Here is a 23,056-nt window from a genome sequence, read left to right on the forward strand (position 1 = left end):
ACGATGGACGACATCCGCCGCTTCCCGTCGGAGTCGCACATCTACTTTCTCGAATGCTCGGGCAACCCGGGCTTCGAGGCGATCAAGGGCAAGACGGCGTCGGACCTCGTCGGCCTCGTCAGCTGCGCCGAATGGACCGGCGTGCGCCTCGCGACGGTCCTGGCGGAGGCCGGGCTCAAGCCAGACGCGCGGTGGGTCGTGGCCGAGGGCGCGGACGCCGCCGCGCTGACCCGCAGTATCCCGATCGCAAAGTGCCTCGACGACGCCCTGCTGGTCTACAGCCAGAACGGCGAGCGGCTGCGCCCCCAGCAGGGCTACCCGCTCCGGGTGCTGCTGCCCGGCTACGAGGGCAACATGAGCGTGAAGTGGTTGCGCCGGCTCAACGTCACGGCGGAGCCGGCCTATTCCCGCGAGGAGACGTCGAAGTACACCGACCTGATGCCGGACGGCACGGCGCGGCAATTCACCTTCGTGATGGAGGCCAAGTCGATCATCACGCGGCCCTCGGGCACGCAGCGGATCGCCCCCGGTTTCCACGAGATCACCGGCCTCGCCTGGAGCGGGCGCGGGCGGATCCGCGGCGTGCAGGTCTCGACGGACGGGGGCGGGAGCTGGCGCGACGCCGCCTTGCAGGAGCCGGTGCTCAACCGGGCGCTGACGCGGTTCCGCCTGCCCTGGCGCTGGGACGGGACGCCGACGACCATCGCGAGCCGGGCGATCGACGAGACCGGCTACGTGCAGCCGGGCTTCGAGGCGCTGACGGCGGTGCGCGGCCTCAAATCCTTCTACCACAACAACGCGGTCGTGCCCTGGCGCATCGCCGCGGACGGCGAGGTGGCCAATGGCTATGCGTGAAGCCCGCGCCGCCGCGGGGATCGCCCTGGCGCTCGCCTGCGCCGGGCCGGCACGGGCGACGGAGCGCCTCGGGATCGGGCGTCCGGCCACGGAGGCCGAGATCGCCGCCTGGAACATCGACGTCGACCGGGACGGCCGGAAGCTGCCGCCCGGACACGGCAGCGTCGCCCACGGCCGAGAGGTCTTCGAGACCCAATGCGCCTCGTGTCACGGCAGCCGGGGCGAGGGCGGGACCGGCGAGCGGCTGGCCGGCGGCCAGGGCACGCTCGCCTCGGCGAAACCGCTCAAGACCGTCGGCAGCTTCTGGCCCTACGCGCCGACCCTGTTCGACTACATCCGGCGGGCGATGCCGATGAACGCCCCGCAATCGCTCAGCGCCGACGACGTCTACGCGGTCTCGGGCTACGTCCTGTACCTGAACGGGCTCGTCCCGGAGGGCGCCGTGCTCGATGCCGCCACCCTGGCCGCCGTCCGCATGCCGAACCGCGACGGGTTCGTGCCGGATCCCAGGCCGGATGTGAGACCCTGACGGGAGCGGCGTACCCGATCAGGCCGCCCCGGCCCCGCCCGCCGCCGGGGCGCCACGATGCTGTGGCCGTTCCGCCACTGTCGTCGCAACATTATTACATTCGGTTGCCGGGGCGTTGACCCGGCCGGTCGCCGCGGCAAGTATTTTCCTGCCAAGGTTATCCGGGCACGGTCCGGAGCCGGGGTGGTAATCCGGTGCGCGCTGCGCGGTGCGTCCGGATCTGCCCCGCACCTGTCGACTGGGCGCGCCCGTTCCCCGCGGCCGCCGGTGCCGCGCACCGGGACGGTCCGGCGGCGGCGATGACGCGCGTCACGGGAGGCGGCCTTCGGCGCGACGACGTTCCTCGGGCGCGGTGCCCCAGCGGAGCGCGCGGTGCCGCCCGTCCGGGCGTGACGCCGCCCGCCTCCGCGTGGCCGCGCGCCGGCAGCAGCGAGTGTGTGGTGGCGAGTTCTGGACGATTGTCGTTCCGCGAGAGTCCCAGGCCGCGCCGGGGATGCGCCCGCCCTGCCGGGGCGCGGCGCGGCAGCCCGCGCCTGGCCCTGGCGGCCATGCTGTCCGCCGGCGTGCCGGTCGGGGAGGTCCGCGCGCAGGAGAGCGTGACCCTGGAGGAACTGTCGGTCGAGCATGTCGGCGAGGGCGCCGCCCGGACGACGGCGTCCGGGCGCGGCAGCATCGGCCTGGTCGGTCCGACACCGGGCTACGGCGCCGGCGCGGCGGTCAGCGCGACGCGCACGGCCACACCGCAGATCGACGTGCCCGTGGCCGTGTCGGTGGCGCCGCGCGAGACGATCACCGACATCGCCGCCACCCGCGTCGACCGGGTCTTCGACTACCTGCCCGGCGTCACTCGCCAGAACAATTTCGGCGGCCTGTCGATCTTCAGCTACGCCATCCGCGGCGTGACCACCTCCGAGATCTACAAGAACGGCTTCCCCCTCAATCGCGGGACGCCGCCGCCGCCGGACGCCCAGAACATCGAGCGCATCGAGGTGCTCAAGGGGCCGGGAGCGGCCCTGTTCGGGCGCAGCGACCCCGGCGGGCTGGTCAACCTGATCACCAAGCAGCCGACCGCCGAGCGGTTCGTCGAGTTCGGCAATCAGGTCGACTCGTTCGGCCTGACCCGGGGCACGATCGATGCCGGCGGTGCGCTGAGCGCGGACGGCACGGTGCTCTACCGCTTCAACCTCGCCGCCCAGGGTGCGGGCAGCTTCCGCGACTTCGTGGACAGTGACCGGCTCCTCGTCGCGCCGGTGGTGAGCTGGCAGGTCACCCCGGACACGCGGATCACGGTCGAGACCGAGTTCGTGAAGAACCGGATCGTCTTCGACCGGGGCGTCATCGCGCTGAACCGGCAACTCGGGTTCCTGCCCGTCTCCCGCTTCCTCGGCGAGCCCGGGCAGAGCACCTATCAGAACAACAACACGTTGCAGGTCCGCGTCGACCACCGCTTCGACGAGAACTGGCAGCTTCGCCTCGCGACCTACTTCAACACGGGCGATCTCGCGGGCGAGTCGGCGGAGATCCGCGCCATCGCTGCCGACAACCGCACGGTCTCGCGCGACCGCAACGTGCGCGACTACCGCTGGGACGTGGCCGTCGGGCAGGCCGACCTCGTCGGGCGCTTCGATACCGCCGGCATCGGCCACACGCTACTGCTCGGCATGGACCGGGAGAGCACCGACAGCCGCACGCAGTACTTCCGCTCGAACTTCCGCACGAGCCCGTTCGCCCTGGACATCTACGCCCCGGTCTACGGTCATGCGCTGCCGCCGATCACCATCCCGCGCAACAACCTGGAGCGGATCACCAACACCGGCCTCTACGCGCAGGACGAGATCGTCCTGAGCCCCGAATGGCGGGCGCTCGTCGGTGTGCGCCTCGACATCTTCGAGCAGAGCTTCCGCGAGCGCGCCGTCCGCAGTCAGGTCGACCAGTCGCGGGTCGCCGCGTCGCCCCGGGCGGGCCTCGTCTACCGGCCGATCCCGGAACTCGCCCTCTACACCAACGTCGGCACGAGCTTCCGGCCGAACATCGGCCCCGACGCCGCCGCCGTGACCCGCGGCACGGCCCTGCCGCCCGAGACCGGCCTCGGCTACGAGGTCGGCGCCAAGTCCGAGCTGTTCGGCGGCAGCCTGCTCCTCACCGCCGCCGCCTTCCGGGTGGAGCGGGAGAACGTGCTCACGCCCGATCCCGCCAATACCGGCTTCTCCCTCGCCGCCGGGGCCGTCCGCAGCCAGGGGTTCGAGCTGACGGCCCAGGGGCAGATCACGCCGGAGCTGAAGCTCCTGGCCGGCTACGTCTACGCCGACGCCCGGGTGACCAAGGACAACGTGCTCCCGGTCGGAGCCCCGCTCATCAACGTGCCGCGCCATTCCGGCAGCCTCCTCGCGGTCTACGAGCCGGAGGGGGCGTGGCGCGGCTTCGGTATCGGAGGCGGCGTGCGGGGCGTGGGCGCGCGCGCCGGCGACGCGGCCGGCTCCGGCTTCACCCTGCCGGCCTACGTCGCGGTCGACGCGCTCGCCTACTACCGCTTCGACAATGCCCGGATCGCGCTCAACGTCGAGAACATCTTCGACACCGCGTACTACGAGAGTTCGCTGAACGTGTTCCGGGTCTATCCGGGCTCGCCCCGGCGGATCACGGGCTCGGTGACGGTGCGGTTCTGATGGCGGGCCCGCGGCCCCCGTCCAGGCAGCCGCCGGGATCGTCGCGCCGGCGAGAGGACGCGCCTGCGGGACTCCGCAGGCCGACCGCTTCTGCGCTATGTCGGATTCCGTGCTGCACGGCAGCAGCGACGCGACAGGCCCGGGCAACGGGGCCGAGGGGACGGTATTCGGGTGGGTAAGGCTTTGATGGAAGCGATCGTCCCGTCCGATGGCACGGCGCCCCGCGTCGTGCGGCGCCGCATCGTTCTGCTCTACCTCGTCCTGATCGCGGCCAACGTCGCCGCCTGGTCCTGGGCCTACAGCCTGTTCGCGGGGCAGCCGGCCCTGCTCTCGACCGCGCTGCTGGCCTACGTCTTCGGGCTGCGCCACGCGGTCGACCCCGACCACATCGCCGCCATCGACAACGTCACGCGCAAGCTGATGCAGGCGGGCCAGCGGCCGGTCTCGGTCGGCTTCTGGTTCGCCCTCGGCCATTCCACCGTCGTGGTGGTGGCCGCGGCCGCGGTGGCGCTGGCCGCCACCAGCCTGATCACGGCCTCGGAAGGCTACCGGGAACTCGGCGGCCTGATCGGCACAGGCGTCTCGGCCGCCTTCCTGATCCTCATCGGCCTGGTCAATCTCGTCGTCCTCGCGGGGGTCTGGCGCGCGTTCCGGCAGGTGCGGCGCACCGGCCGCTACGTCGAGGCCGACCTCGACATGCTGCTCGCCAACCAGGGCGTCCTCGCCCGGATCCTGCGGCCGCTGTTCCGCCTCGTGACGCGCTCCTGGCACATGTACCCGCTGGGCCTGCTCTTCGCGCTCGGCTTCGATACCGCCACGGAAGTGAGCCTGTTCGGGCTCTCGGCCGCCCAGGCGAGCCAGGGCATCGATCTCTGGACGATCCTGGTCTTCCCGGCGCTGTTCACCGCCGGCATGACGCTGGTCGACGCGACCGACGGCGTGCTGATGCTCGGCGCCTACAGCTGGGCCTATGTCCAGCCCATGCGCAAGCTGTTCTACAATCTCACCATCACCCTGGTGTCGGTGGTGGTCGCGCTGGTGGTCGGCACGCTGGAGGCGCTGAACCTCCTGGCGGACAAGCTCAACCTCCAGGGCTGGCTCTGGGAGCGGATCGCCGCGATCAACGACCATTTCGGCGTGCTCGGCTTCGCCATCGTCGGCCTCTTCGCGGCGGCTTGGCTCCTGTCGTTCCTCATCTACCGCCTCGGCCGGTTCGACCGGATCGACGTCAAGCCGGCCGACATCCCCTGACCGGCGTCGGCCGTGTCCACGCGGGACGTCCGGCGCCGGTGAGTTGGGCCGATGTCGGAGCGCGCCGGATGCGCGCGGCGGGCTGAACCTACCCGGCCGCCTCGCTGAGCCTCAGGCCGGTGAACGTCAGCGTCGCCGTGTAGATCGGCGCGCCGGCCGCATCCCGGACGACCACCGTGTAGGTTTGCCTGTCCCCGTCGCTCGGGATCTCCCATCGCGCGACGTCCGGGAGGGAGATCATCGCTTCTCTGCGCGCAGCGTCGAAATCGGCGCACTCGGTCCCGTCCTCGTCGCGTTGCAACTGACCGTCGTGGATATCGAAGAAATAGCGCGGCACCCACGCCTCCATGACTGGCTTCCCCTCACGAAAGCTAACCGGGATCGGAAACGCCGGTTCTCGGCGCGCGGCGCCCGATCCGCGCCGGTGACCGCGGCCGACGCCCTCGGATGAGCGGGCGTCGGCCGGGCCCGGCCGGCTATCCGTTCCGGGCCTTCCGGCGCTGGCGGCCGTGCCGTCGCGTCGCCGGATCGCGTCCCCGAACGGACACGTCGCGCGGGGCTGCGGATCGGAAGTGAGAGCGCCGCGCGACGGCGTGCGCGGCGTGACGGGACCGCTCCGGCCGTTCCGGCCGGGCCCGTGCCTCCGGACGGGCGGTCGCGGACCCGCGGTCTCTCAGCGGTCTCTCGTCTTCGTGGTACGGGAATCCTGCGTCTTGTTTCCGTCGTCGGCCGGCGAGGCGCCCGGAACGCCGGTGTTGCCCGAGCCCCCGCCCCTCTCTCCGCCCTTCATCTGATCGCCGTGCTGCATCCGCTGCCCGCCCGACCCGGACGGCGCTGGCCCGGACGTCGATCCTCCGGCGGCGCCCTGCGCCGTTGCCGCGCCGGCCGTGCCGAGAAGGAGCGACGATACGAGGACGAAGATCCGGATTGCGGTCATGATGTTCTCCAGAAAACTACCATTGGGCAAGCACAGAAAGCTGTCTGAGTTCCGGAATATCGCAAAGTATCGAGCTTGAGATCATAATGTTATGTTTTTCTTATTGAATAATTCGGGTTGACGTGCCGAAATATCCGATAGCGGTCCGGGCGCGCGCATCGGCGGGCAAACCGCCCGGATCGCGCCTGAGCTGTGGGACGCCGACGTGGACCGGCCTCCCCGCGGGTAGCCCGCAGATCGGTCCGACACGGCGCGGCGGGCCGCGCTGAGAGTGGCTCGGAGGGCCGGAGGGGCCGGTCCGCCGACGATGCCGGCACGAAATGACCGCCGCGGCGTGAGCCGGGCGGTCCAGGTGGTCTCGGGATGTCCAGAGTTAGACGATCGCGGGCCGCGCTTAATCCGCGCCGCATCCGCGCCGCGAGGAGCGAACCGCCGTGCCGGCCGCGCCGGCCGCGTCGTCCGGCGGGCCTCGTCGTGCTGCGGCGCTCGCGCGCCATGTCCGCGTCGTCGGCGGCGATGCCGACGCGTCGGTTCTGACCCGCGTCCGCGACGAGGACACGCGCCCCATATAACCGTCGCGGGAGCGCGGGCCTCCGAGAGGCCGTCCGTGGCGGCGCGGGGATCCTGCAGAGCGCCGGGTTCGACGCGGTGCTTCCCGATCGGAGCCGCGCAAAGCCGGGGGACGAGGAGGACCGAGATGCTGCGCGACAATGTCGAGCGAGGCCGCTTCGAGCTGCAGGTCGGCGGTGACGTCGTCTTCGCGACCTATCGGCGGGAGCCCGGCCAGCTCGTCATCAGCCACGTCTACGCGCCGCCGGTCCTGCGCGGCACCGGGGCGGCCGGCCGGCTCATGGAAGGCGTCGCGGCGCACGCGCGCGCCGAGGGCGATCGGATCGTGCCCCTGTGCGGCTACGCCCGGGCGTGGCTGCGCGGGCATCGGACGCATCGCGACCTGCTCGCGTGAGGCCGCGACCGGGCCGGGATCGGCCGCCGCCGGGGGCCGGTGCCGGGATCGCCTGGCGCTAGGTCATCCGTTGCGCCACGTGCCGCCGCCGGCGCTGGACGGCCTCGCGGACATGCGCGACGAGCAGGGCGACGAGGCGGATCTCGACGCTCTCCGTCCGCCTGTGGGCCTCCATCCGGATCGTCTCCGCCGCGAGCGCGTCGGCCTCCCGCTCCAGATGATCGAGCTCGACCGGATCGGCGCTCGACACGGACAGCCAGATCTCCAGGAGGCGCATGACCCGGGTGGGCGGCTGCAGCGGCCGGAAGCGCCGATACAGGCCGATGCCCGCCGCGCCGAGGGAGGCCAGCGCGCTGATCATGAGCCCGACCCAGTAGGCCGCGTTCTGCGCCTGATCGCTCAGGCTGGGCTGGTTCCCGGTCAGGTACGCCGTCGCGCCCGGGTGGATCGGGAGCGCCTGGACCTTGTCGTCGGTGTCGGGGGCCTCGATGCCGGCCAGATCGTCGTCGAGCGCGACGAGCCGCGGCTTGCCGGTGAGAACCTCGCGGGTGATCTCGCCGGCGAGCCAGTCCGGCATGGCGCCGCGGGCCACGAGCCGGTGGCTCACGGACAGCGTGGTGATGTCGTCGCCCGGGGCCGGCAGGGAACCGAGGAAGGCGCCCTTGGGCACGTCGATCGTGTCGAGCACGGGGTGCTCCTTGGCGATCGCCGCCGCCTCGTCGACCTCGAAGAGCTTCGCCGTCCCGGAGCCTTTGCGCAGCGCCGTGAACAGGGGCAGCCACAGCGCGCTCCCGACCGGAGCCACCACGAACACCGAACCGATCTGGCGGCTGCGGGCGGCCTCCGTCAGCTGGTCGATCGTCAGGATCCGGCGATGCACGCTGCTCGGGGGCACGCCGAAATGCGTCAGGATCAGGTCGAGCAGGAGCGGGTCGAGCTTCCGCCCGTCGAGGAGACCGACGGTGCTGCCCCGCAGCTTGGCCACGCTGTCGACGGGGCTGCCCCCGGGCGCGACGAAGACCACCGCGTCGCGGCGCAGGATGACCAGGGTCTGCCCGTCCTTCGGCGCGGCGTCGCTGCGCACCAGGGCGAGCTGGGTCTCGCCCTTGTCGAGGGCCGCCGAGGCGCCGAGGCGATCGGGCTCGAAGATCGTCCGGATGCGCACCCGCGGATGCTGGGTCTCGAAGAGCTGCGTGAGCGCCTGCGCGGCCTCCCGATCCTCGGTGCTGGTCTTGGCGACCGCGATGTCGAGGGAGAGCAGGCCGAGGAGGAGATGGATGAGCAGAGCAGCGACGGCGGCCCCGGCGATGACGCCGAGGACGATGACTGTCGTTCTGGAACGCCGGATCATCCGTGCCGCGCTGACCTGCCGATCCGCCAGCATAGCGCGCGTGTCTGGCCCAGTCTCCCGCTCCCGGACAGGATCGGTCGACGCTCCGCCCCATGCTGTATCTTGCTCCAGCGCGTCGCGATCAGTTCATCTGGCGGTGCCGGTCCTGGACCTCCTGGAGGGCGAGCCTGCGGCCCAGCGTCATCAGCAGCGCTTCGGCCTGCACCTTGAGCTCCGCGTCCCGCAACTCGCTGATCGCGTACATCGCCGCGATGGCGTGATCCGCTGCCAGCTCGAGAGGCGACGTCTCCACACGCGGCACGGCCTCGTCGGCCATGTCCTCGAACATCCGCATCCGGGTGATGTCGAGGAGAATGCCGCTGCCGCCCTGGGGCCGCCCGACATGATCGCCGGTGAAGCGCCCGCGCACCAGGACCCAGCGCGTCCGACCGTCCGCCGAGGTCACCCGATGCTCGGCGAGGTACGGTGTCCCATCGCGGGCGCTGCGCCGAATCAGATCATCGATCCGCTCGCGATCGTCCGCGTGGATGCTGCTCATGTAGCGACCGAGCGGGACGCCTTCCTCGGCCTCGGCTGGATCGACGTTGTACACCAGGGCGACGAAGGCGTCGGCCCGCACCCGATCGACGCCCGCATCCCATTCCCAGCGGCCGACGACGTCGAGCGCGTCCAGCGCCGTCTGGAAGGTTTCCGAGGCTGTTTGCCCGTCTAGAGGCTTAGAAGCTGCCACCCGAGCACCCGTCTTCAGTTGTCACTAACATACGTTGGTCCTAAAGCGCTGCAACCGCAAGGGGCATAATCTGGTCTGCAATCAACTGTTGCGTGCCGGACACGGATCGGCTTCGGCGAGCCGCCGGGGCCGGGTGCCGACGACGGGCCGCGGGCGGTCCTTGCGGATCGGAACCTGGACACCCATTATGACTACAGTGGTCACGGAGAGCGCCATGCAGGAGATCCAGCTTCGGGACGCCAAGGCGACGCTATCGGCCGTCATCGATCAAGCGAAGCAGGGCGCGCCCTCGATCATCACCCGCCACGGCCGCCCCGAGGCCGTGCTGCTGAGCTTCGAGGACTGGCAGCGGCTGTCCCGCGTCCCGTCGTTCGGCCGCCTGCTCATGGCCGCGCCCGTCGCGGCGGACGACCTCGCCCCCCCGTCCGGCGGGCTCAGAAGCGCCGAGCTGTGAGGCGGTGTACCTCGTCGATACCAACGTGCTCTCGGCCGGCGCGCCGACCAAGGCCGTTCCGGCCGTCGCACTGATCGACTGGATGGACCGGAACAGCGCGGGGCTCCACCTCTCGGTCGTCACGATCGCCGAGATCGAGGACGGCATCGCGAAGAGCTGCAGGGACGGTGCCGCGCGCAAGGCCGAGCGCCTCGCGGCGTGGCTGGAGACCTTGCTGCACCTGTACGCCGCCAAGGTCCTCCCGATCGACCTCGCCGTCGCGCGCCACATCGGCGGGTTGTCCGATCTGGCGCGCGGGCAGGGGCACGCGCCCGGCTTCGCGGATCTCGCGATCGCCGCCACCGCGCGCTGCAACGGCTGGACGGTCCTGACCCGGAACGTGCGGCACTTCGCGCCGCTCGGCGTTCCCGCCTGCGATCCCTTCGTCGCGCTGCCGGCCGATGGGCGGTGACGGCGTCGCGCCCGTCACCGCGGGGCCGCGGCGGCGTGCCGATCGCGGCGGGACTATCGGGACGGTGTGCAGAACTCGGCCGTGAGACCGGCGAAGGCCGCCCGCAGGAAGGCGTCCACGGGACGGTCGCCGCCCGCCTGGATCCAGGCCTCGATCGCCAAGCGCATCGCACCGAGCGACGCCATGGCGACGAGGCGCAGCGGGGCGCTGCGGACGGGATCCGGCCAGCGCTCGATCAGCGCGGCATGCAGGGCCTGCTCGTGCAGGCCGTAGGCCGCCTGCTTGCGGGCCTTCAGGGTCTCGCTGGACCGCATGACGCGATCGATACTGATGAACTCCTGGGTCCGGAAACCCGTCGACAGCGCCAGCAGGGCGTCCCGGACGGCCTCGACCGGGACCTTGCCCTCCGGCTGGGCCAGGACGGCCTTGCGCAGCGCCGCGCCGAAGCCGCGCATCTGCCAGTCCAGCAGGATCTCTTCCTTTGACTTGAAGTAGTAGAAGAAGGTTCGACGCGAGATGCCGGCCGCCTCGGCGATCGCGTCCAGGGTCGTCGCCTCGTAGCCGTGCCGGCTGAACAGCCGCAGGCCGGTCTCGGCGATCCGTTCCAGTGTCTCCTGCCGTTTTCGCGCGCGCAGGCTGCCGGGCTTCGGTGGCGGGCTCCCCATGCCGGCGTTGTGACATGCGATTCCGCACTTGCAAAGTTGCACGCGGTGCAATTATATTTTTACACCGAGTGCGATTTTGATGCGCGGTCTCGGGACGCGGTGCGGAGTCCGGTCGGGCGCCCGCTCCTTCCTGCCGATATCGGCAGCCTCGTTCGCCGTCGGGGCCTCCGTCGGCGAACGGAATTCGGTTGGCGCGCGCCGGCGGGCGAGGGCGCGTCGTGATCGGGCTGCGGCCGGCGATGCGCGGCTCTGCGAACCCTCCTGGCTCCCCTCCTCTCGCGAAAGCCCTCCTCATGCCCGAGTCTTCCGGTCCGACAGCGGCACGGCCGTTGCCCAACCGTCGGCAGGTTGGCGCCATGCTGCTGGGAACCCTGGCCGCGGGTGTGACGCGGCCGGCCGCGGCGGAGCCCGTCGTCGAGGACGTCCGGATCGTCGACTTCGACTGGGTCGACGGCGCGCGCCAGCGACCTGTGCCGGTACGCCTGTACTGGCCGAACACGTCGTCGCTCCGGCGCCGCGTCCCGCTGGTCGTGTTCTCGCACGGTCTCGGACAGTCCCGAACCGGCTACAGCTATCTCGGACGGCACTGGTCGTCCCACGGGATCGCGAGCCTGCACCTGCAGCACGTCGGCAGCGACAGCTCCGTCTGGACCGGCAATCCCCTGGCCCTGCTCGACCGGATCGAGCGGGCGGCGCAGGAACGGGAGGCGATCGCCCGGGCGCGCGACCTGCGCTTCGCCCTGGACCGCCTCCTCGTTCAGGACGGGGGCGCCTTCGGAGACCGGATCGACCCGCGCCGGATCGTGGCGGCCGGCCATTCCTACGGCGCCAACACGACTCTGATCGCCGCGGGTGCGCGCGTCGTCCGTGACGGGCACGCCCTTCAGGCGCGGGATCCGCGGATCGCGGCCGGGATCGTGATCTCGGCGCCGCCCTTCTACGGCGAGCGCGACCTGCGGGCCGTCCTGGGCGCCGTCGAGATCCCGACCCTGCACGTGACGGCGACCGAGGATGTCATCCAGCTGCCCGGTCGCACCTCGCCGTTCAGCGACCGCCTCGCCGTGTACGAGGCGATCGCGACGCCCCGGAAGTCCTTGGCGGTCTTCCAGGGCGGCTCGCACAGCATCTTCACCGACCGTCCTCTCACGGGCGGTCTGAACCTGAACCCGCAGGTCAAGGCGGCGACCGCCGCCGGGACGCTGGCCTTTCTCGACCTCGCCTTCCGCGGCGATCCGGAGCCGCTGCGCGCGTGGTCCTCGACCTGGCGACCGATCCTCGCCGTCGCGCCCGCGGGCTACGCGGGCGCGTCGCTGGCGCAACCCGCGATAGCGACCCGCGGAAAGGACCGGACGCGCGCCCAGCCCGGGGAGCCGCTCTGACAGGCCGCTCGTCGCGCCCCCTGGCGGCTGAGGTCAGGAGCCCGGCCTCCTCCGCGAGGTCGGTGTACGGGGTCGGCGCCTCGGGTCAGGTCGCTTCGCGCGCCGTCAGGGTGCGGTCGACCAGCTCGAGGATCCGCTCCCGGTCCAGCGCGGTCCCGAACAGGATCCGGTAGAGGATCGGAGAGACGACCCCGTCCAGCACCGCCTCGGGGTCCGGGAAGGCCTCGCCGCGGGCCACGGCCCGATCCGCGATGATCGCGATCTGATCGCGGGTGAAGCTGCAGCATCGCTGGGCACAGTTCGCGTCCGCCGCCGCCAGGACGTCCCGGATCATCTCCCGCCCCGGTGCGGACGACATCTCGTCCGCGTACTGCTCCGCCCACGCCTCGAGATCGGTCCGGCCGCTCCCGGTATCGGCCGGCTCGCCGTCGGGACGGAGCCGCTCGACCGCGACATCGGCCAAGAGCTCGGCGAGCGTGCCCCACCGGCGGTAGATCGTCGACGGCGTCACGCCGGCCGCGGCGGCCACCAGGGGCACCGTGATTTCCGAACGGTCCGTCGTGGTCAGGAGCGCGCGCACGGCCGCCTGAACCGAGGTCTGCACCCGCGCGCTGCGGCCGCCCGGACGCGGCCCTTGCCTCGTCGTCATCCTGCACTCTGCCATCTGGGGCGCCACAAACGCAAAGATATTGCGTTTGTGGCGCGGAGGGCCTACGCATCAAACGCAACGGATTAGCCTTTAGGTTCGCCAATGACCAGGGACCGCAAGCTGAAAGTTGTGGCTGTCGCGGGCAGCGGCACGCTGTTCTTCCACGCGGCGGTGCTCGGCACCTTCCTCGCCGCGTCCGCCGCTCCGACGCCGCTGTACCGGTTCTACCAGGAGACCTACGCGCTCTCCCCCGTGCTCACGACCGCGGTGTTCGCCGTATACGCGCTGGCGCTCCTCAAGGCGCTCCTCGTCGCCGGGTCGATCTCGGACCATCTGGGCCGACGGCCGGTGAACTTCGGCGCGCTGCTCCTCGAGCTGGTGGCGATGGCCCTGTTCACGACGGCCAGCGGGGCGTGGGGACTCATCGCGGCGCGCTTCGTCCAGGGCGTGGCGACCGGCATCGCGGCGAGTTCGCTGGGCGCCGCGCTCGTCGACGTCAACCGGGCGCGGGCCCAACTCGTGAACGCGATCATGCCGCTGATCGGGATGGCGGCGGGCGCGCTCGGAACCAGCGCCCTCGTGCAGTACGGCCCGCACCCTCTCCACCTCGTCTACGCGATCCTGGGCGCGGTGTTCGCCGCGCAGGCCGCTCTCCTCTGGCTCACGCCCGAGACCGGCGAGCGCCGCGCGGGCGCCCTGCGGGCCCTGAGGCCGCGCGTCGTGGTTCCGCCACAGGCCAGGCGGCCGCTGGCCGCGATCACGCCGACCAACATCGCGACCTGGATGCTCGGTGGCTTCTACCTCTCCATCGTTCCCTCGCTGGTCGTAGCCGCGACGGGCAGCCGGACCCCGTTGACGAGCGGCGTCATGGTCGCGGCCCTGATGGTCGCCGGCGCCTTCGCGGTCCTCCAGCGGCGCGGCCGGGACGCCGCGGCCAACCTGACGATCGGGACGCTCGCCATGACCGCCGGTCTCGTCATCGTGCTCGCCGGCATGCACGGCGGGAGCGTGCCGGTCCTGATCGGCGGGACCCTGGTCGGCGGGGCCGGCTTCGGGACGAGCTTCCTCGGCGCCCTCGGCACGATCGTCCCGCTGGCGAAGCCGGGCGAGCGGGCGGAGCTCCTCGCGAGCTACTACGTCGAGAGCTACCTGGCGTTCAGCCTCCCGGTGATCTGTGCCGGGTATCTCGTGCGCCGGATCGGCTACGTGACGACCGCCGACCTCTACGCGGCCGCGATCCTCGCCATGAGCGCAGCCGGGTTCCTGGCGCGGCGGGCACTGACGTCGCGACGCGTCTCGCCTGGCTGACGCACCCTGCCTGCGGCGCTCCGGTCGGGTCCGCGTCCCGGACGGGCACCGAAGCCGGCCGCCGGGCGCTGAGAGCCCTCGCGCGATCGCGCCGCCAACAGCCGTCGTGCCGGCCGGGGCGATCCCGGCGCGACCGTCCCGGCCCGGCCGCGTTAACCCGGATCAACGTCGCGCGAACGGGACGGCCGGGTTCGGCACGCTCCCGGGACGCGGAGCCGAGCGGAGGCATCATGCGAGACTTCACCGTCGCCTGGGACGCGAACCGGCTGGCCTGGGTGCGGGAGCGCGTGCGGGCCTACCGCATGCCGCGCCTGCCGACGGGGGCCGGCTGGCGCTACGGCTGCGATCCGGACGTCCTGGCCGACCTGTGCGCCCACTGGCTCGACGGCTTCGACGAGGCCGCGGCCGCGGCCGAGCTCAACCGCTTCCCGCAGATCCTGGCCCGCGTCGAGGATCTCGACCTGCACGCCGTCCACGTCGTCGGCGAGGCGGAAGGCCGGCGCCCGCTGCTGCTGATCCACGGCTGGCCGGGTTCGATCTACGAGTTCTGGTCGGTGATCGAGCCCCTGGCCTTCCCGTCGCGCCACGGCGGGCGGCCGGAGGACGCGTTCGACCTCGTGATCCCGGCGCTGCCCGGCTTCGGCTTCTCGGGCAAACCCGCCGCGCCGATCGGCGCGCGCAGCACGGCGCGGCTGTTCGATCGCCTGATGCGCGAGACTCTGGGCTACCCGCGCTACCGGGTTCAGGGCGGCGACTGGGGCGCCGGGGTCGCGGCCTGGCTCGGTCTCGACCACGCCGCGTCGCTGGAGGCGATCCACCTGAACTACCTGCTGGTGCAGCCCGATGCCGAGCCGGAGAGCGCGGCGGAGCGGGCTTGGCAGAAGCAGGCCGGAGCCACCCAGCAGGCGCTCGGGGCCTACGCGCAGCTGCAGGGCACCAGGCCGCTCTCACTCGGCTACGCCATGGCGGACGAGCCGGTGGCGCAGCTGGCGTGGCTGGTCGAGCGCTTCCACGACTGGGCCGACTTGCGGGAGCGGCCCTTCGCGCAGGTCTTCACGAACGATCAGCTCCTGACCAACGCCCTGCTCTACATCCTCACCGATTCCTTCGCGACGGCGACGTGGTTCTACGCCGGCGCGCAGCAGGAGGGCGTGCGCCGGATGCCGCCGGGGCGGCGCGTCACGGTGCCGACGGCCTTCGCGGCCTACCCGGATCCGCGCACGCCCGCGCCGCCGCGAGAGTGGCTGGAGCGCGGCTACGCGGTCTCGCGCTGGCAGACGATGCCCCGCGGCGGCCATTTCGCCGCCATGGAGGCGCCGGACCTGTTCGTCCGGGACCTGCGGGACTGGGGCCGCGGCTGACGGCGTCGTCCCGCCGCATCGCGGGCTCAGCCGGACCCGGCGGCACGAACCGGATCCTCTAGATCAGCGCGTAGCCCGCCCCGTCCCGCTCGATCCGCCCGCGGGCGGCGAGGTGCATCCCGGTCACGCTCAGGCCCTCCGCCGCCGCGCGGTCGAGGATGCGCCGGCGGGTCGCGATCGCCTCCGCCGGATCCGTGTCCCAGATGACGGTCCAGTCCGGGTGCGGCATCTGCAGGAGTCGCGAGTGGATGACGTCGCCCCAGATCAGCAACCGGTCCGCCCCGTCCGCGATCAGCACGCCCATGTGACCCGGCGTATGGCCGGGGAGCGGCAGAGCGCGGATGCCGGGGGCGAGCTCCGCCTCGCCCGCGACGCGGCGGATCCGGTCGCCATAGGCGGCGAGCACGGCCTGCGCCGTCTCGAACATCGGCCGCAGGGCGTCGGGCGCGCCGGCCCGCGCTCCCGCATCCGACCAGTAGGCGACCTCGCGCTCCTGCACCACGAGCTCGGCGTTCGCGAACCGCGCCAGGCGGCCCGGCGTCAGGAGACCGCCCGCGTGGTCGGCGTGGAGATGGCTCAGCCAGATGGTCTCGACCTGATCGGGCCGCACGCCCTCCGCCGCCAGCGCGGCGGTCACCCGGTTGAAGTCCGGTCCGAAGACGGTGCCGCAGCCCGCGTCGAGCAGCCAGTGGCGCGCGCCGCGCCGGATCAGGAAGGCGTTGACCGGCTCCGGCGACGGACCGTCCCCGGCAAGACCAGCCCCCTGCAACAGAGCCCGTCCGGCCGGGCTCTCGGCCGCGGGCATCATCCGCGGCTCCAGCGGGAACAGCCCGTCGCGCAGGGGTGTCACGGTGAAGGCGCCGACCCGGTAGGGCGGGGTTCCGGTCGCGGCCGCGCCGGGGCGGTGCAGGCCGAGCGGCAGCAGGGCGGCGGCGGCGAGCAGGCTGCGGCGGGACAGGTGAGAGGCCATGGCGGGCTCCGCGGGAGACGAAACGCCGCCATCCTGCGAGGCGTGCGGGGCGCGGGCCAGGGACGTCCTCCCGCCCGCGACCGGGCATTCTTCCCGCGCTGGCTCGGCGCGGCTTGCGCGCCGGGACGTTCCCGGTGCCAAATCGCCGCGTCGCTTCGAGCCCGGCCGTTTCGCCCCCATGAGCCTGCCCGCGCATCTCGGCCTACGCCTCCTCGTGGTCGCCCTCCTGTGCCTGGCCGGAGCGGTCGCCTGGACCGGCTTCGCCGCCCAGGCGAGCCTGCAGCGGGAGGCCGCGACCTCGGCGGAGCGGATCGCCGCGCAGCTCGCGCGTCAGCCGGGTCTCGGCAGCGCCGGTCCGGTCGCGATGCCCGCCGCGCCGCCGCAGCCCGCACCGGCCCTCCTCACCATCCTCCCGGGGATCTGCGCCGACATCCAGCTCGGCGTCGAGTTGCCGCGGCGCGTCTGCGGCGACTGGGATGGCCTCGACGCCGCCCCCGCGTGGTTCCGGGAGGCGGTTACGGGGGACGCCGCGGCCGCGCCGACGATCCGCGCGATCGTCTTCCGCGAGCGCACGATCGGCAGCGTCACCGCCTGGCCCGATCCGATCGCCGCGGCGGCCCGCGTCTGGCAGCGGGTGCGTCTCGCGGGCGGGCTCGCGCTCGCTCTGACGGCGGCGACACTGCTCCTCAACTGGCTCGCGGTCATGCGCCTCGTCGCGCCCGCCGGGCAGATCGTGCGCGGGCTGGCGAGGCTCGACGCGGCCCGGACCCGGTCGCCGCTGCCGCGCTTCGCCGCCGCCGAGTTCGACCGGATCGCACGCGCCTGCGATGACCTCGCCGACCGGCTCGCCCGCGCGGAGGCCGCGCGCGCGGAGCTGATGCAGCGGCTCGTCACGGTGCAGGAAGAGGAGCGGCAGGCGCTCGCGCGGGACCTGCACGACGCCTTCGGCCAGTGCCTCGCCGCCGCGGGCGCCCGGGCGGCCGCGATCGAACTCGCCGCGCCCGACGACCGCGAGGATCTGCGCGCGGACGCGCGCGGCATCGAGGCCGTCCTCGCCACCATGCGGGAGAGCCTGCGCGGGGCGCTGGCGCGCCTCGAACTGCCCGACCTCGCCGAGACCGGGCTGGAGGACGCGCTGCGGGGCCTCGTGGCGGATTGGCGGGCGCAGCTCAGGTCCGGCCCGGCCCTTCATCTCGACGTGGCCGGCGACCTCGCCGACATGCCCGTGACCGTGTCGGCGAGCCTCTACCGCATCGCGCAGGAGCTCCTGACCAACGCCCTCCGCCACGGGCGTCCGAGCCGGATCTTCCTGCGGGTCGTCCGGACGGAGACCGGAACGCGGACGGTGACGCTCACGCTGGACGACGACGGCAAGGGCGATGTCTCGCGCACGGCCTCCGGCACGGGCCGCGGCCTCGTCGGCATCCGCGCGCGACTCGCCGCCCTCGGCGGCAGCTTCACGCTGACCGGCACCGGCAGCGGGATCCGCGCCTGCGCGACCGTCCCGACCGCGGTCTGAGGCGTCTCATGCCCACGTCCATCCTGCTCGTCGACGACCATCCCGTGGTGCGCGAGGGCTATCGCCGCCTGATCGAGCGACAGCCGGGACTCGTTGTGACGGCGGAGGCGGCGAGCGCGGCGGAGGCCTACCGCCAGTACAAGGCGCACGGGCCGGATCTCGTGATCCTCGACCTGTCGCTTCCCGGGCCGAGCGGCATCGAGGCCATCCGGCACATCCGCCAGTGGGACGGGGCGGCCCGCATCCTGGTCTTCAGCATGCGCACCGGGGCCGTCGTCGCGCGCCGAGCCTTCGCCGCGGGGGCGTGCGGCTACGTCACCAAGGCGAGTCCGCCGCGCGCGTTGCTGGCGGCGGTGGCGGCCGTGCTGCGCGGCGAGCGGGCGATGAGCGCCGACATCGCCCACGCCATCGCCCAGGACGAGGTGGCGGGCGGGCGCTCGGCCGTCGACGCGCTGAGCCCGCGGGAAGTCGAGATCTTGAGCCTGACCGCGGGGGGGATGACGGCGCAGGCCGTGGCCGAGGCCCTCTGCTTGAGCCTGAAGACGGTGCACAACAACCTGTCCGGGATCCGCGCCAAGCTCGGTGCCCGAACGGATGCACACCTCGTCTGGATCGCCGTGGGCGCCGGGCTCGTGTGCCCGCCCGAAGAGCTGGCCGGCAGGGCGTGACGGGGACCGCGCGCACTTGTCTGAGTGACGGATGATCCTTCCCGACATCCATCGCTGAACTGCGCGCCGCGTTTAATCCGCGCCGATGCGTGCGTGAGGGCACTCCGCGATTGCATGTCACCATCTACTTTGTCATCGCGGCACGAAATGATGCGTGAAGTCACGGTTGGTGATTTTACCGAGACTGCGGATTAAACGACGATTACATGGAGAGGGCGTCGCTGCTCTTGGTCGGCGCGGTGCGCAGGTCGCGGGCCGGCGGGGAGCACCCGCGCACCGATGGCAGCGTGGTCGATCGTGGATCTCCCGTCGGTCGTCGGCTCTCGCCCCGCGGACGAGGCGCGCATCACCGCGCAGGCAGATCGGATCGGAGATTGAATCGGGAGGCTCGCCATGACTGTCGGACAAGCGATGACCCGTGGAGCGATCATCGGCCTGATCGCGCCGTTCATCTGCATCCATGCGGCGCTGGCAGCCGCGTTCACGGGGACGGGCGGCGGCCCTGAGACCACGATCAACGCGCCGTACCGCTCGTCGGTGGGGCAGACGGTGCCGCCCGGCGCGGGGGCCGCGCCGCTGCACGATCCGCGCGAGCGGACGCGACGGCAGAAGGACCTCGACGCGGTCCTCGGCAGCGTCTGCGACAAGTGCTGACGCCGTCGCGACAGGTCCGCCTCGAACATCGACCGACACGAACGGGAACGAGCCTTTGCGTCCTCCGCACGACATCCGAATTCTCAGCCAGGTGCGCTGCCACCTCGGTGAAGGACCGAGCTACGATCCGCGCACCGGGACGGCGTGGTGGGTCGATATCCTGGAAGCGCGCCTGTTCGAGAAGCCGATCGCCAGCGCCCAGAAGGCGCTCGTCCACGTCCTGCCCGTCCAAGTCAGCGACATCGCGGCGATCGACGGCGCCCACCAGCTGCTCTCGGCGGAGGACGGTCTCTACGTCCGGTCGATCCGGGACGGGGACATCCGGATGCTCTGCCCCCTCGAGGAGGATCTGCACGACAACCGGTCCAACGACGGCCGCGTCCATCCGAGCGGCGCGCTGTGGATCGGCACGATGGACCGCGACGCCACCAAGGGGCGCGGCTCGATCTATCACGTGGCCGGCACGAAGGTGCACCGCCTCTTCGGCGGCCTGACGATCCCCAACGGCATCAGCTTCTCGCCGGACGGCGCCACCGGCTACTTCGTCGATACCGACGTCGGCGTGCTTCACCGCGTCCCGCTCGATCCGAGGACCGGGCTGCCGCGGGGACCGGTCGAGATCCATTTCGACCACCGCGGCGGCGAGGGCGCGATCGACGGCGCCGCCGTGGATGCCGAGGGCCTGATCTGGACGGCGCGCTTCGGCGCCGGCTGCCTCGACGCCTACAGCCCCGCGGGCGAGCGGGTCCGCACCGTGTCGGTGCCGATGCGGCAGCCGACCTGTCCGACCTTCGCGGGACGCGATCTCGACCGCCTGCTGGTCACGTCCGCCTACGAGGGCATGGACGTGGCGGACCGCGCCGAGGATCCGGAGCATGGCCGGACGATCCTGATCGACGTGGGCGCGCGGGGGCTGCTGGAGCCGGCCTTCCGGCTCTGCGCCTGACCAGGCCGGACCGCGGTTCTCGCCCGCCCTCAGCCGGCGCGTCGAAGCGCAACACCCAGGAGACTCCATGACCGACGCGGGCGAGCGCCCCTATCAGCCGATCGAAGCCTACGCCCTCCTGAGCAACTGCGAGGGATGCGCGCTCGTCGCCCGCGACGGATCGATCGACTGGGCCTGCCTGGAGCGCTTCGACGCCGACCCGGCCTTCTCCCGGCTGCTCGACCACCGGCGCGGCGGCCATTTCTCCATCCGCCCCGAGGGGCGGTACGAGACGGCGCGGCAGTACCTGAGCCGCAGCAACATCTTGGAGACCACCTTCACCACCCCGGACGGCTTCGTGACCCTGCACGACTTCATGGTCGGGCCGGAGGGCGGCCCGCACCGGCCGCTCCTGGTCCGGCTCGTCAGCGGTGTGTCGGGCCGTGTCCCGATGGTGGTCGTCTACCGGCCGCTGGCGGGCTTCGCCGAGTCCTTCGCGCCGCCGGAGATCGCGGGCGGCCGGGTGACGGCACCGGGATGCCCGGGCCTCGTCGCGGATGTCGAACTCGTGCGGGACGGCGCCGGGGCCGCCGCGCGGTTCGTCCTCGAGGGCGGGCAGGCGCGGAGCTTCAGCATCTACGGCGATGCCCTGCCGGACGCCCCGCCGGACGCGCGCGCCCTGATGGAGCGGACGCGCAAGGCTTGGGTGCTGTGGACGCAGGACGCCGCCTACACGGGACCGCTCGCCGATGAGCTGATCCGGTCGGCGCTCGTGCTCAAGGCGCTGACATACGCGCCCACCGGCGCGATGGTCGCGGCGGCCACGACCTCCCTCCCCGAGGAGATCGGGGGGATCCGCAACTGGGATTACCGTTTCTGCTGGATCCGCGACGCGTGCCTGTCCTTCTACGTCCTGAAGAAGTTCGGCATGCTGCGCGAGGCCGAGGCCTTCTTCGGATTCGTATCCGACCTCTGCGCGCGGGCGGAGGGGCGGCTGCGGCCGCTCTACAGCGTCTCGGGCGAGGCCGACCTCGCCGAGACCACGATCGCGCATTTCGAGGGCTGGCGGGGCAGCGCGCCGGTGCGGGCCGGCAACGAGGCCGCCGAGCAGCATCAGGCCGACGCGTACGGGCAGGTGCTCGACCTGCTCTACCTCTACACACGCCTGGGCGGCACGCTCCCGGAGGCGATGCTCGGGCACGGCGCCCGGCTGGCCGACATCTCCGCCGCGCACTGGCACCGCCCCGACGCCGGTCTCTGGGAGCCGCGCAAGCCCGAGCAGCGCTACCTCCACGCGGCGATCATGAACTGGGTCGCCCTGGACCGGGCGATCCGCCTGTTCGGCCCGCGCGAGACGTGGTGCCGGGAGCGCGACCGTATCGTCGCCTGCGTGAACGGCCCGGGGATCCACCGGGACGGCTACTACCCGCAATATCTCGGCGGTGACGACGTCGACGCCGCCCTGCTGATGGCGCCCCTGGTCGGCTTCCCGGTCGACGAGGCCGCCTTCGCCCGGACCGTGGACGTCGTCATCGAGCGCCTCGGCCACGGCCACCTCGTCTACCGCTACCGGAACGACGACGGCCTGCCCGGCCACGAGGGCACCTTCCTGCTCTGCGCCTTCTGGCTGGTCGACGCGCTGCTCTGGCTCGGCCGGGACGCGGAGGCGCGGCTGCGCTTCAACGCCCTGCGCGCCCTCCAGAACGACGTCGGCCTCTACGCCGAGGAGGTCGCGCCGGACGGCGCTTTCCTGGGGAACTTCCCCCAGGCCTTCAGCCATCTCGGCTTCATCCACAGCGCCCTGATGCTCGACCTGTTCGACCACGGCGGTCGCGCGGCGGTGCAGGGCACCTACGCCGACCGGTCCCTGCGCGAGACGGCGCTGCGCCGGACACCGACCCTGGGCGGCCCCGACTGATCGCCGCCCGCCATCCGCCCGTCCGCTGTCGCCACCCCTCATTCAGCGCAGGAGTGCCCATGTCCCGATCGAGCCGTCACGAAGCCCGTCTCCTGAGCGTGGACGAGGCCGATCTCGTCGCGCGCTCGCATCACCCCAGGCTCGGTGAGGCCGATGACGGCGGCTTGGCGGAGCTGGTCGCGCGTCTTCGGGCAAGCCGCGACCGTGCGCGGGATATCTCCCGCCGGCAGCGCCGCGAGCTGCGCGGCAAGGCCGCCCCGTCCGGCGCGCGCGCCGCGACCGACAATACCGGGACCCGCCGGAAGGCCGCGGTGCTGGCAGCCGCGGTGAAGCGCGCCAGCAAGGAGAGCGAGCGCAGGCGGAACGCCCGGGCGCGCGGTCGCCTGGTCACGAGCTCCCGCAGGGCGCTGGCGATGAAGCAGGCCGCCGGCGATCACGGTCTCGCGCGACCGACCTCGCGCACCGCGCACGATGGCATGCAGGCCGTTCCGAACGACGGCCTCGCGCCGTCGGGCGCCCTCGACAGCGCGGGACACGAGATCGCGCGGCGGCGCGGCGGCGGTCCGCGGTAGCGCCAGACCCGGACGGCCGCCGCGGGCGCTCCGGGCTCGGCCCTTGCACACCGGCGTCGGCTTCCGCGCCATCTCACCGGTAGCGGACGGGCCGGATCCGCGGCGCGCCTCTCTTCCGGCCGCGGCCGGTCACGGGCGCGGACCCCCGCCTCGCGGTGAGCGTCGGTGCGGATCCCGCGAGGTCCCTGTCGCGGCTCTCACGCGAACCTCGCGGACGCGCCCGTCATGGAGCGACAGGAGACGTCGGTCCTGGCAGGGTGGGATCCGATCGTGGCCCCGG

Annotated in this window: 23 protein-coding genes; 16 read left to right on the forward strand and 7 right to left on the reverse strand. The window is 72.4% G+C overall.

The annotated features are described in order from the left end of the window. The 4 genes from soxC to BLW78_RS27910 all read left to right on the forward strand — a co-directional run. Positions 1 to 855: sulfite dehydrogenase (soxC, locus tag BLW78_RS27895; protein ID WP_042672608.1), on the forward strand; the 855-nt coding region annotated here is incomplete at its 5' end. Then, on the forward strand, positions 842 to 1,384 hold the full coding sequence (locus BLW78_RS27900) for a c-type cytochrome (protein WP_056532325.1): 543 nt from the start codon (positions 842 to 844) through the stop codon (positions 1,382 to 1,384). The genes soxC and BLW78_RS27900, both read left to right, overlap by 14 nt. A 548-nt stretch (positions 1,385 to 1,932) precedes the next feature. Next, a complete protein-coding gene (locus tag BLW78_RS27905; RefSeq protein WP_170855270.1) occupies positions 1,933 to 4,050 on the forward strand; it encodes a TonB-dependent siderophore receptor in 2,118 nt (705 codons plus the stop codon). 186 nt (positions 4,051 to 4,236) lie between these two features. Next, the gene (locus BLW78_RS27910; RefSeq protein WP_020094425.1) at positions 4,237 to 5,301 is read left to right on the forward strand and encodes a HoxN/HupN/NixA family nickel/cobalt transporter; all 1,065 of its coding nucleotides are present in this window, start codon (positions 4,237 to 4,239) and stop codon (positions 5,299 to 5,301) included. A gap of 88 nt (positions 5,302 to 5,389) precedes the next feature. Here BLW78_RS27910 and BLW78_RS27915 read toward each other — a convergent pair whose 3' ends face one another. Next, positions 5,390 to 5,638, reverse strand: coding sequence for a DUF6894 family protein (locus BLW78_RS27915; RefSeq protein ID WP_026605132.1), 249 nt, complete (start codon positions 5,636 to 5,638; stop codon positions 5,390 to 5,392). Between the two features lie 336 nt (positions 5,639 to 5,974). After that, entirely contained in the window at positions 5,975 to 6,238 is a 264-nt protein-coding gene (locus tag BLW78_RS27920; RefSeq protein WP_020094423.1) for a hypothetical protein, read from the reverse strand. 697 nt (positions 6,239 to 6,935) lie between these two features. Between BLW78_RS27920 and BLW78_RS27925 the strand changes: the two genes are divergently transcribed. Beyond that, the gene (locus BLW78_RS27925) at positions 6,936 to 7,202 is read left to right on the forward strand and encodes a GNAT family N-acetyltransferase (RefSeq protein WP_020094422.1); all 267 of its coding nucleotides are present in this window, start codon (positions 6,936 to 6,938) and stop codon (positions 7,200 to 7,202) included. Between the two features lie 58 nt (positions 7,203 to 7,260). Here the strand turns inward: BLW78_RS27925 and BLW78_RS27930 are convergent, their stop codons facing one another. Both BLW78_RS27930 and BLW78_RS27935 read right to left on the reverse strand, forming a co-directional pair. Continuing rightward, entirely contained in the window at positions 7,261 to 8,553 is a 1,293-nt protein-coding gene (locus BLW78_RS27930) for a TAXI family TRAP transporter solute-binding subunit (RefSeq protein ID WP_244492139.1), read from the reverse strand. Between the two features lie 121 nt (positions 8,554 to 8,674). After that, the gene (locus BLW78_RS27935; protein ID WP_348271897.1) at positions 8,675 to 9,172 is read right to left on the reverse strand and encodes a PAS domain-containing protein; all 498 of its coding nucleotides are present in this window, start codon (positions 9,170 to 9,172) and stop codon (positions 8,675 to 8,677) included. Positions 9,173 to 9,497: 325 nt separating this feature from the next. Here BLW78_RS27935 and BLW78_RS27940 point away from each other — a divergent pair, with 325 nt between their 5' ends. Next, a complete protein-coding gene (locus BLW78_RS27940; RefSeq protein WP_026605131.1) occupies positions 9,498 to 9,737 on the forward strand; it encodes a type II toxin-antitoxin system Phd/YefM family antitoxin in 240 nt (79 codons plus the stop codon). 4 nt (positions 9,738 to 9,741) lie between these two features. Continuing rightward, entirely contained in the window at positions 9,742 to 10,188 is a 447-nt protein-coding gene (locus BLW78_RS27945; protein ID WP_091683374.1) for a type II toxin-antitoxin system VapC family toxin, read from the forward strand. A 53-nt stretch (positions 10,189 to 10,241) separates the two neighbouring features. Here BLW78_RS27945 and BLW78_RS27950 read toward each other — a convergent pair whose 3' ends face one another. After that, positions 10,242 to 10,853 (reverse strand): TetR/AcrR family transcriptional regulator, encoded by a 612-nt coding sequence (locus BLW78_RS27950; RefSeq protein WP_056531075.1) that lies wholly within the window; start codon positions 10,851 to 10,853, stop codon positions 10,242 to 10,244. Positions 10,854 to 11,209: 356 nt separating this feature from the next. Between BLW78_RS27950 and BLW78_RS32105 the strand changes: the two genes are divergently transcribed. Beyond that, positions 11,210 to 12,232, forward strand: coding sequence for an alpha/beta hydrolase family protein (locus BLW78_RS32105; RefSeq protein WP_280141973.1), 1,023 nt, complete (start codon positions 11,210 to 11,212; stop codon positions 12,230 to 12,232). An 85-nt stretch (positions 12,233 to 12,317) separates the two neighbouring features. Here the strand turns inward: BLW78_RS32105 and BLW78_RS27960 are convergent, their stop codons facing one another. After that, complete coding sequence (locus tag BLW78_RS27960; protein ID WP_026605129.1) at positions 12,318 to 12,881, reverse strand: TetR/AcrR family transcriptional regulator; 564 nt, start codon at positions 12,879 to 12,881, stop codon at positions 12,318 to 12,320. 102 nt (positions 12,882 to 12,983) lie between these two features. On the opposite strand from BLW78_RS27960, the gene BLW78_RS27965 reads away from it, so the two are divergent. Both BLW78_RS27965 and BLW78_RS27970 read left to right on the forward strand, forming a co-directional pair. Then, positions 12,984 to 14,189: an MFS transporter gene (locus tag BLW78_RS27965; RefSeq protein ID WP_091683378.1), complete on the forward strand. Its 1,206-nt coding sequence runs from the start codon at positions 12,984 to 12,986 to the stop codon at positions 14,187 to 14,189. A 230-nt stretch (positions 14,190 to 14,419) separates the two neighbouring features. Further along, complete coding sequence (locus BLW78_RS27970; RefSeq protein WP_056531084.1) at positions 14,420 to 15,550, forward strand: epoxide hydrolase family protein; 1,131 nt, start codon at positions 14,420 to 14,422, stop codon at positions 15,548 to 15,550. A gap of 58 nt (positions 15,551 to 15,608) precedes the next feature. Here the strand turns inward: BLW78_RS27970 and BLW78_RS27975 are convergent, their stop codons facing one another. Then, positions 15,609 to 16,520, reverse strand: coding sequence for an MBL fold metallo-hydrolase (locus BLW78_RS27975; protein ID WP_056531086.1), 912 nt, complete (start codon positions 16,518 to 16,520; stop codon positions 15,609 to 15,611). Positions 16,521 to 16,698: 178 nt separating this feature from the next. On the opposite strand from BLW78_RS27975, the gene BLW78_RS27980 reads away from it, so the two are divergent. From BLW78_RS27980 to BLW78_RS28005, 6 genes are all read left to right on the forward strand, one after another. Next, the gene (locus tag BLW78_RS27980; protein WP_056531089.1) at positions 16,699 to 18,039 is read left to right on the forward strand and encodes a sensor histidine kinase; all 1,341 of its coding nucleotides are present in this window, start codon (positions 16,699 to 16,701) and stop codon (positions 18,037 to 18,039) included. Between the two features lie 8 nt (positions 18,040 to 18,047). After that, positions 18,048 to 18,707 (forward strand): response regulator transcription factor, encoded by a 660-nt coding sequence (locus BLW78_RS27985; RefSeq protein ID WP_020094410.1) that lies wholly within the window; start codon positions 18,048 to 18,050, stop codon positions 18,705 to 18,707. A 411-nt stretch (positions 18,708 to 19,118) separates the two neighbouring features. After that, complete coding sequence (locus BLW78_RS27990) at positions 19,119 to 19,361, forward strand: hypothetical protein (protein WP_020094409.1); 243 nt, start codon at positions 19,119 to 19,121, stop codon at positions 19,359 to 19,361. 55 nt (positions 19,362 to 19,416) lie between these two features. Continuing rightward, positions 19,417 to 20,307, forward strand: a complete 891-nt coding sequence (locus BLW78_RS27995) for an SMP-30/gluconolactonase/LRE family protein (protein WP_056531092.1) — start codon at positions 19,417 to 19,419, stop codon at positions 20,305 to 20,307. Between the two features lie 67 nt (positions 20,308 to 20,374). Next, positions 20,375 to 22,204, forward strand: a complete 1,830-nt coding sequence (locus tag BLW78_RS28000) for a glycoside hydrolase family 15 protein (protein WP_091683380.1) — start codon at positions 20,375 to 20,377, stop codon at positions 22,202 to 22,204. A 59-nt stretch (positions 22,205 to 22,263) separates the two neighbouring features. Beyond that, positions 22,264 to 22,776 carry a hypothetical protein gene (locus tag BLW78_RS28005; RefSeq protein ID WP_056531096.1) on the forward strand — a complete coding sequence of 171 codons (513 nt, stop codon included), beginning with the start codon at positions 22,264 to 22,266 and terminating at the stop codon, positions 22,774 to 22,776. The last annotated feature ends 280 nt before the right edge of the window (positions 22,777 to 23,056 follow it).

This window comes from Methylobacterium sp. 275MFSha3.1 (assembly GCF_900108435.1).
Classification (GTDB): Bacteria; Pseudomonadota; Alphaproteobacteria; order Rhizobiales; family Beijerinckiaceae; genus Methylobacterium.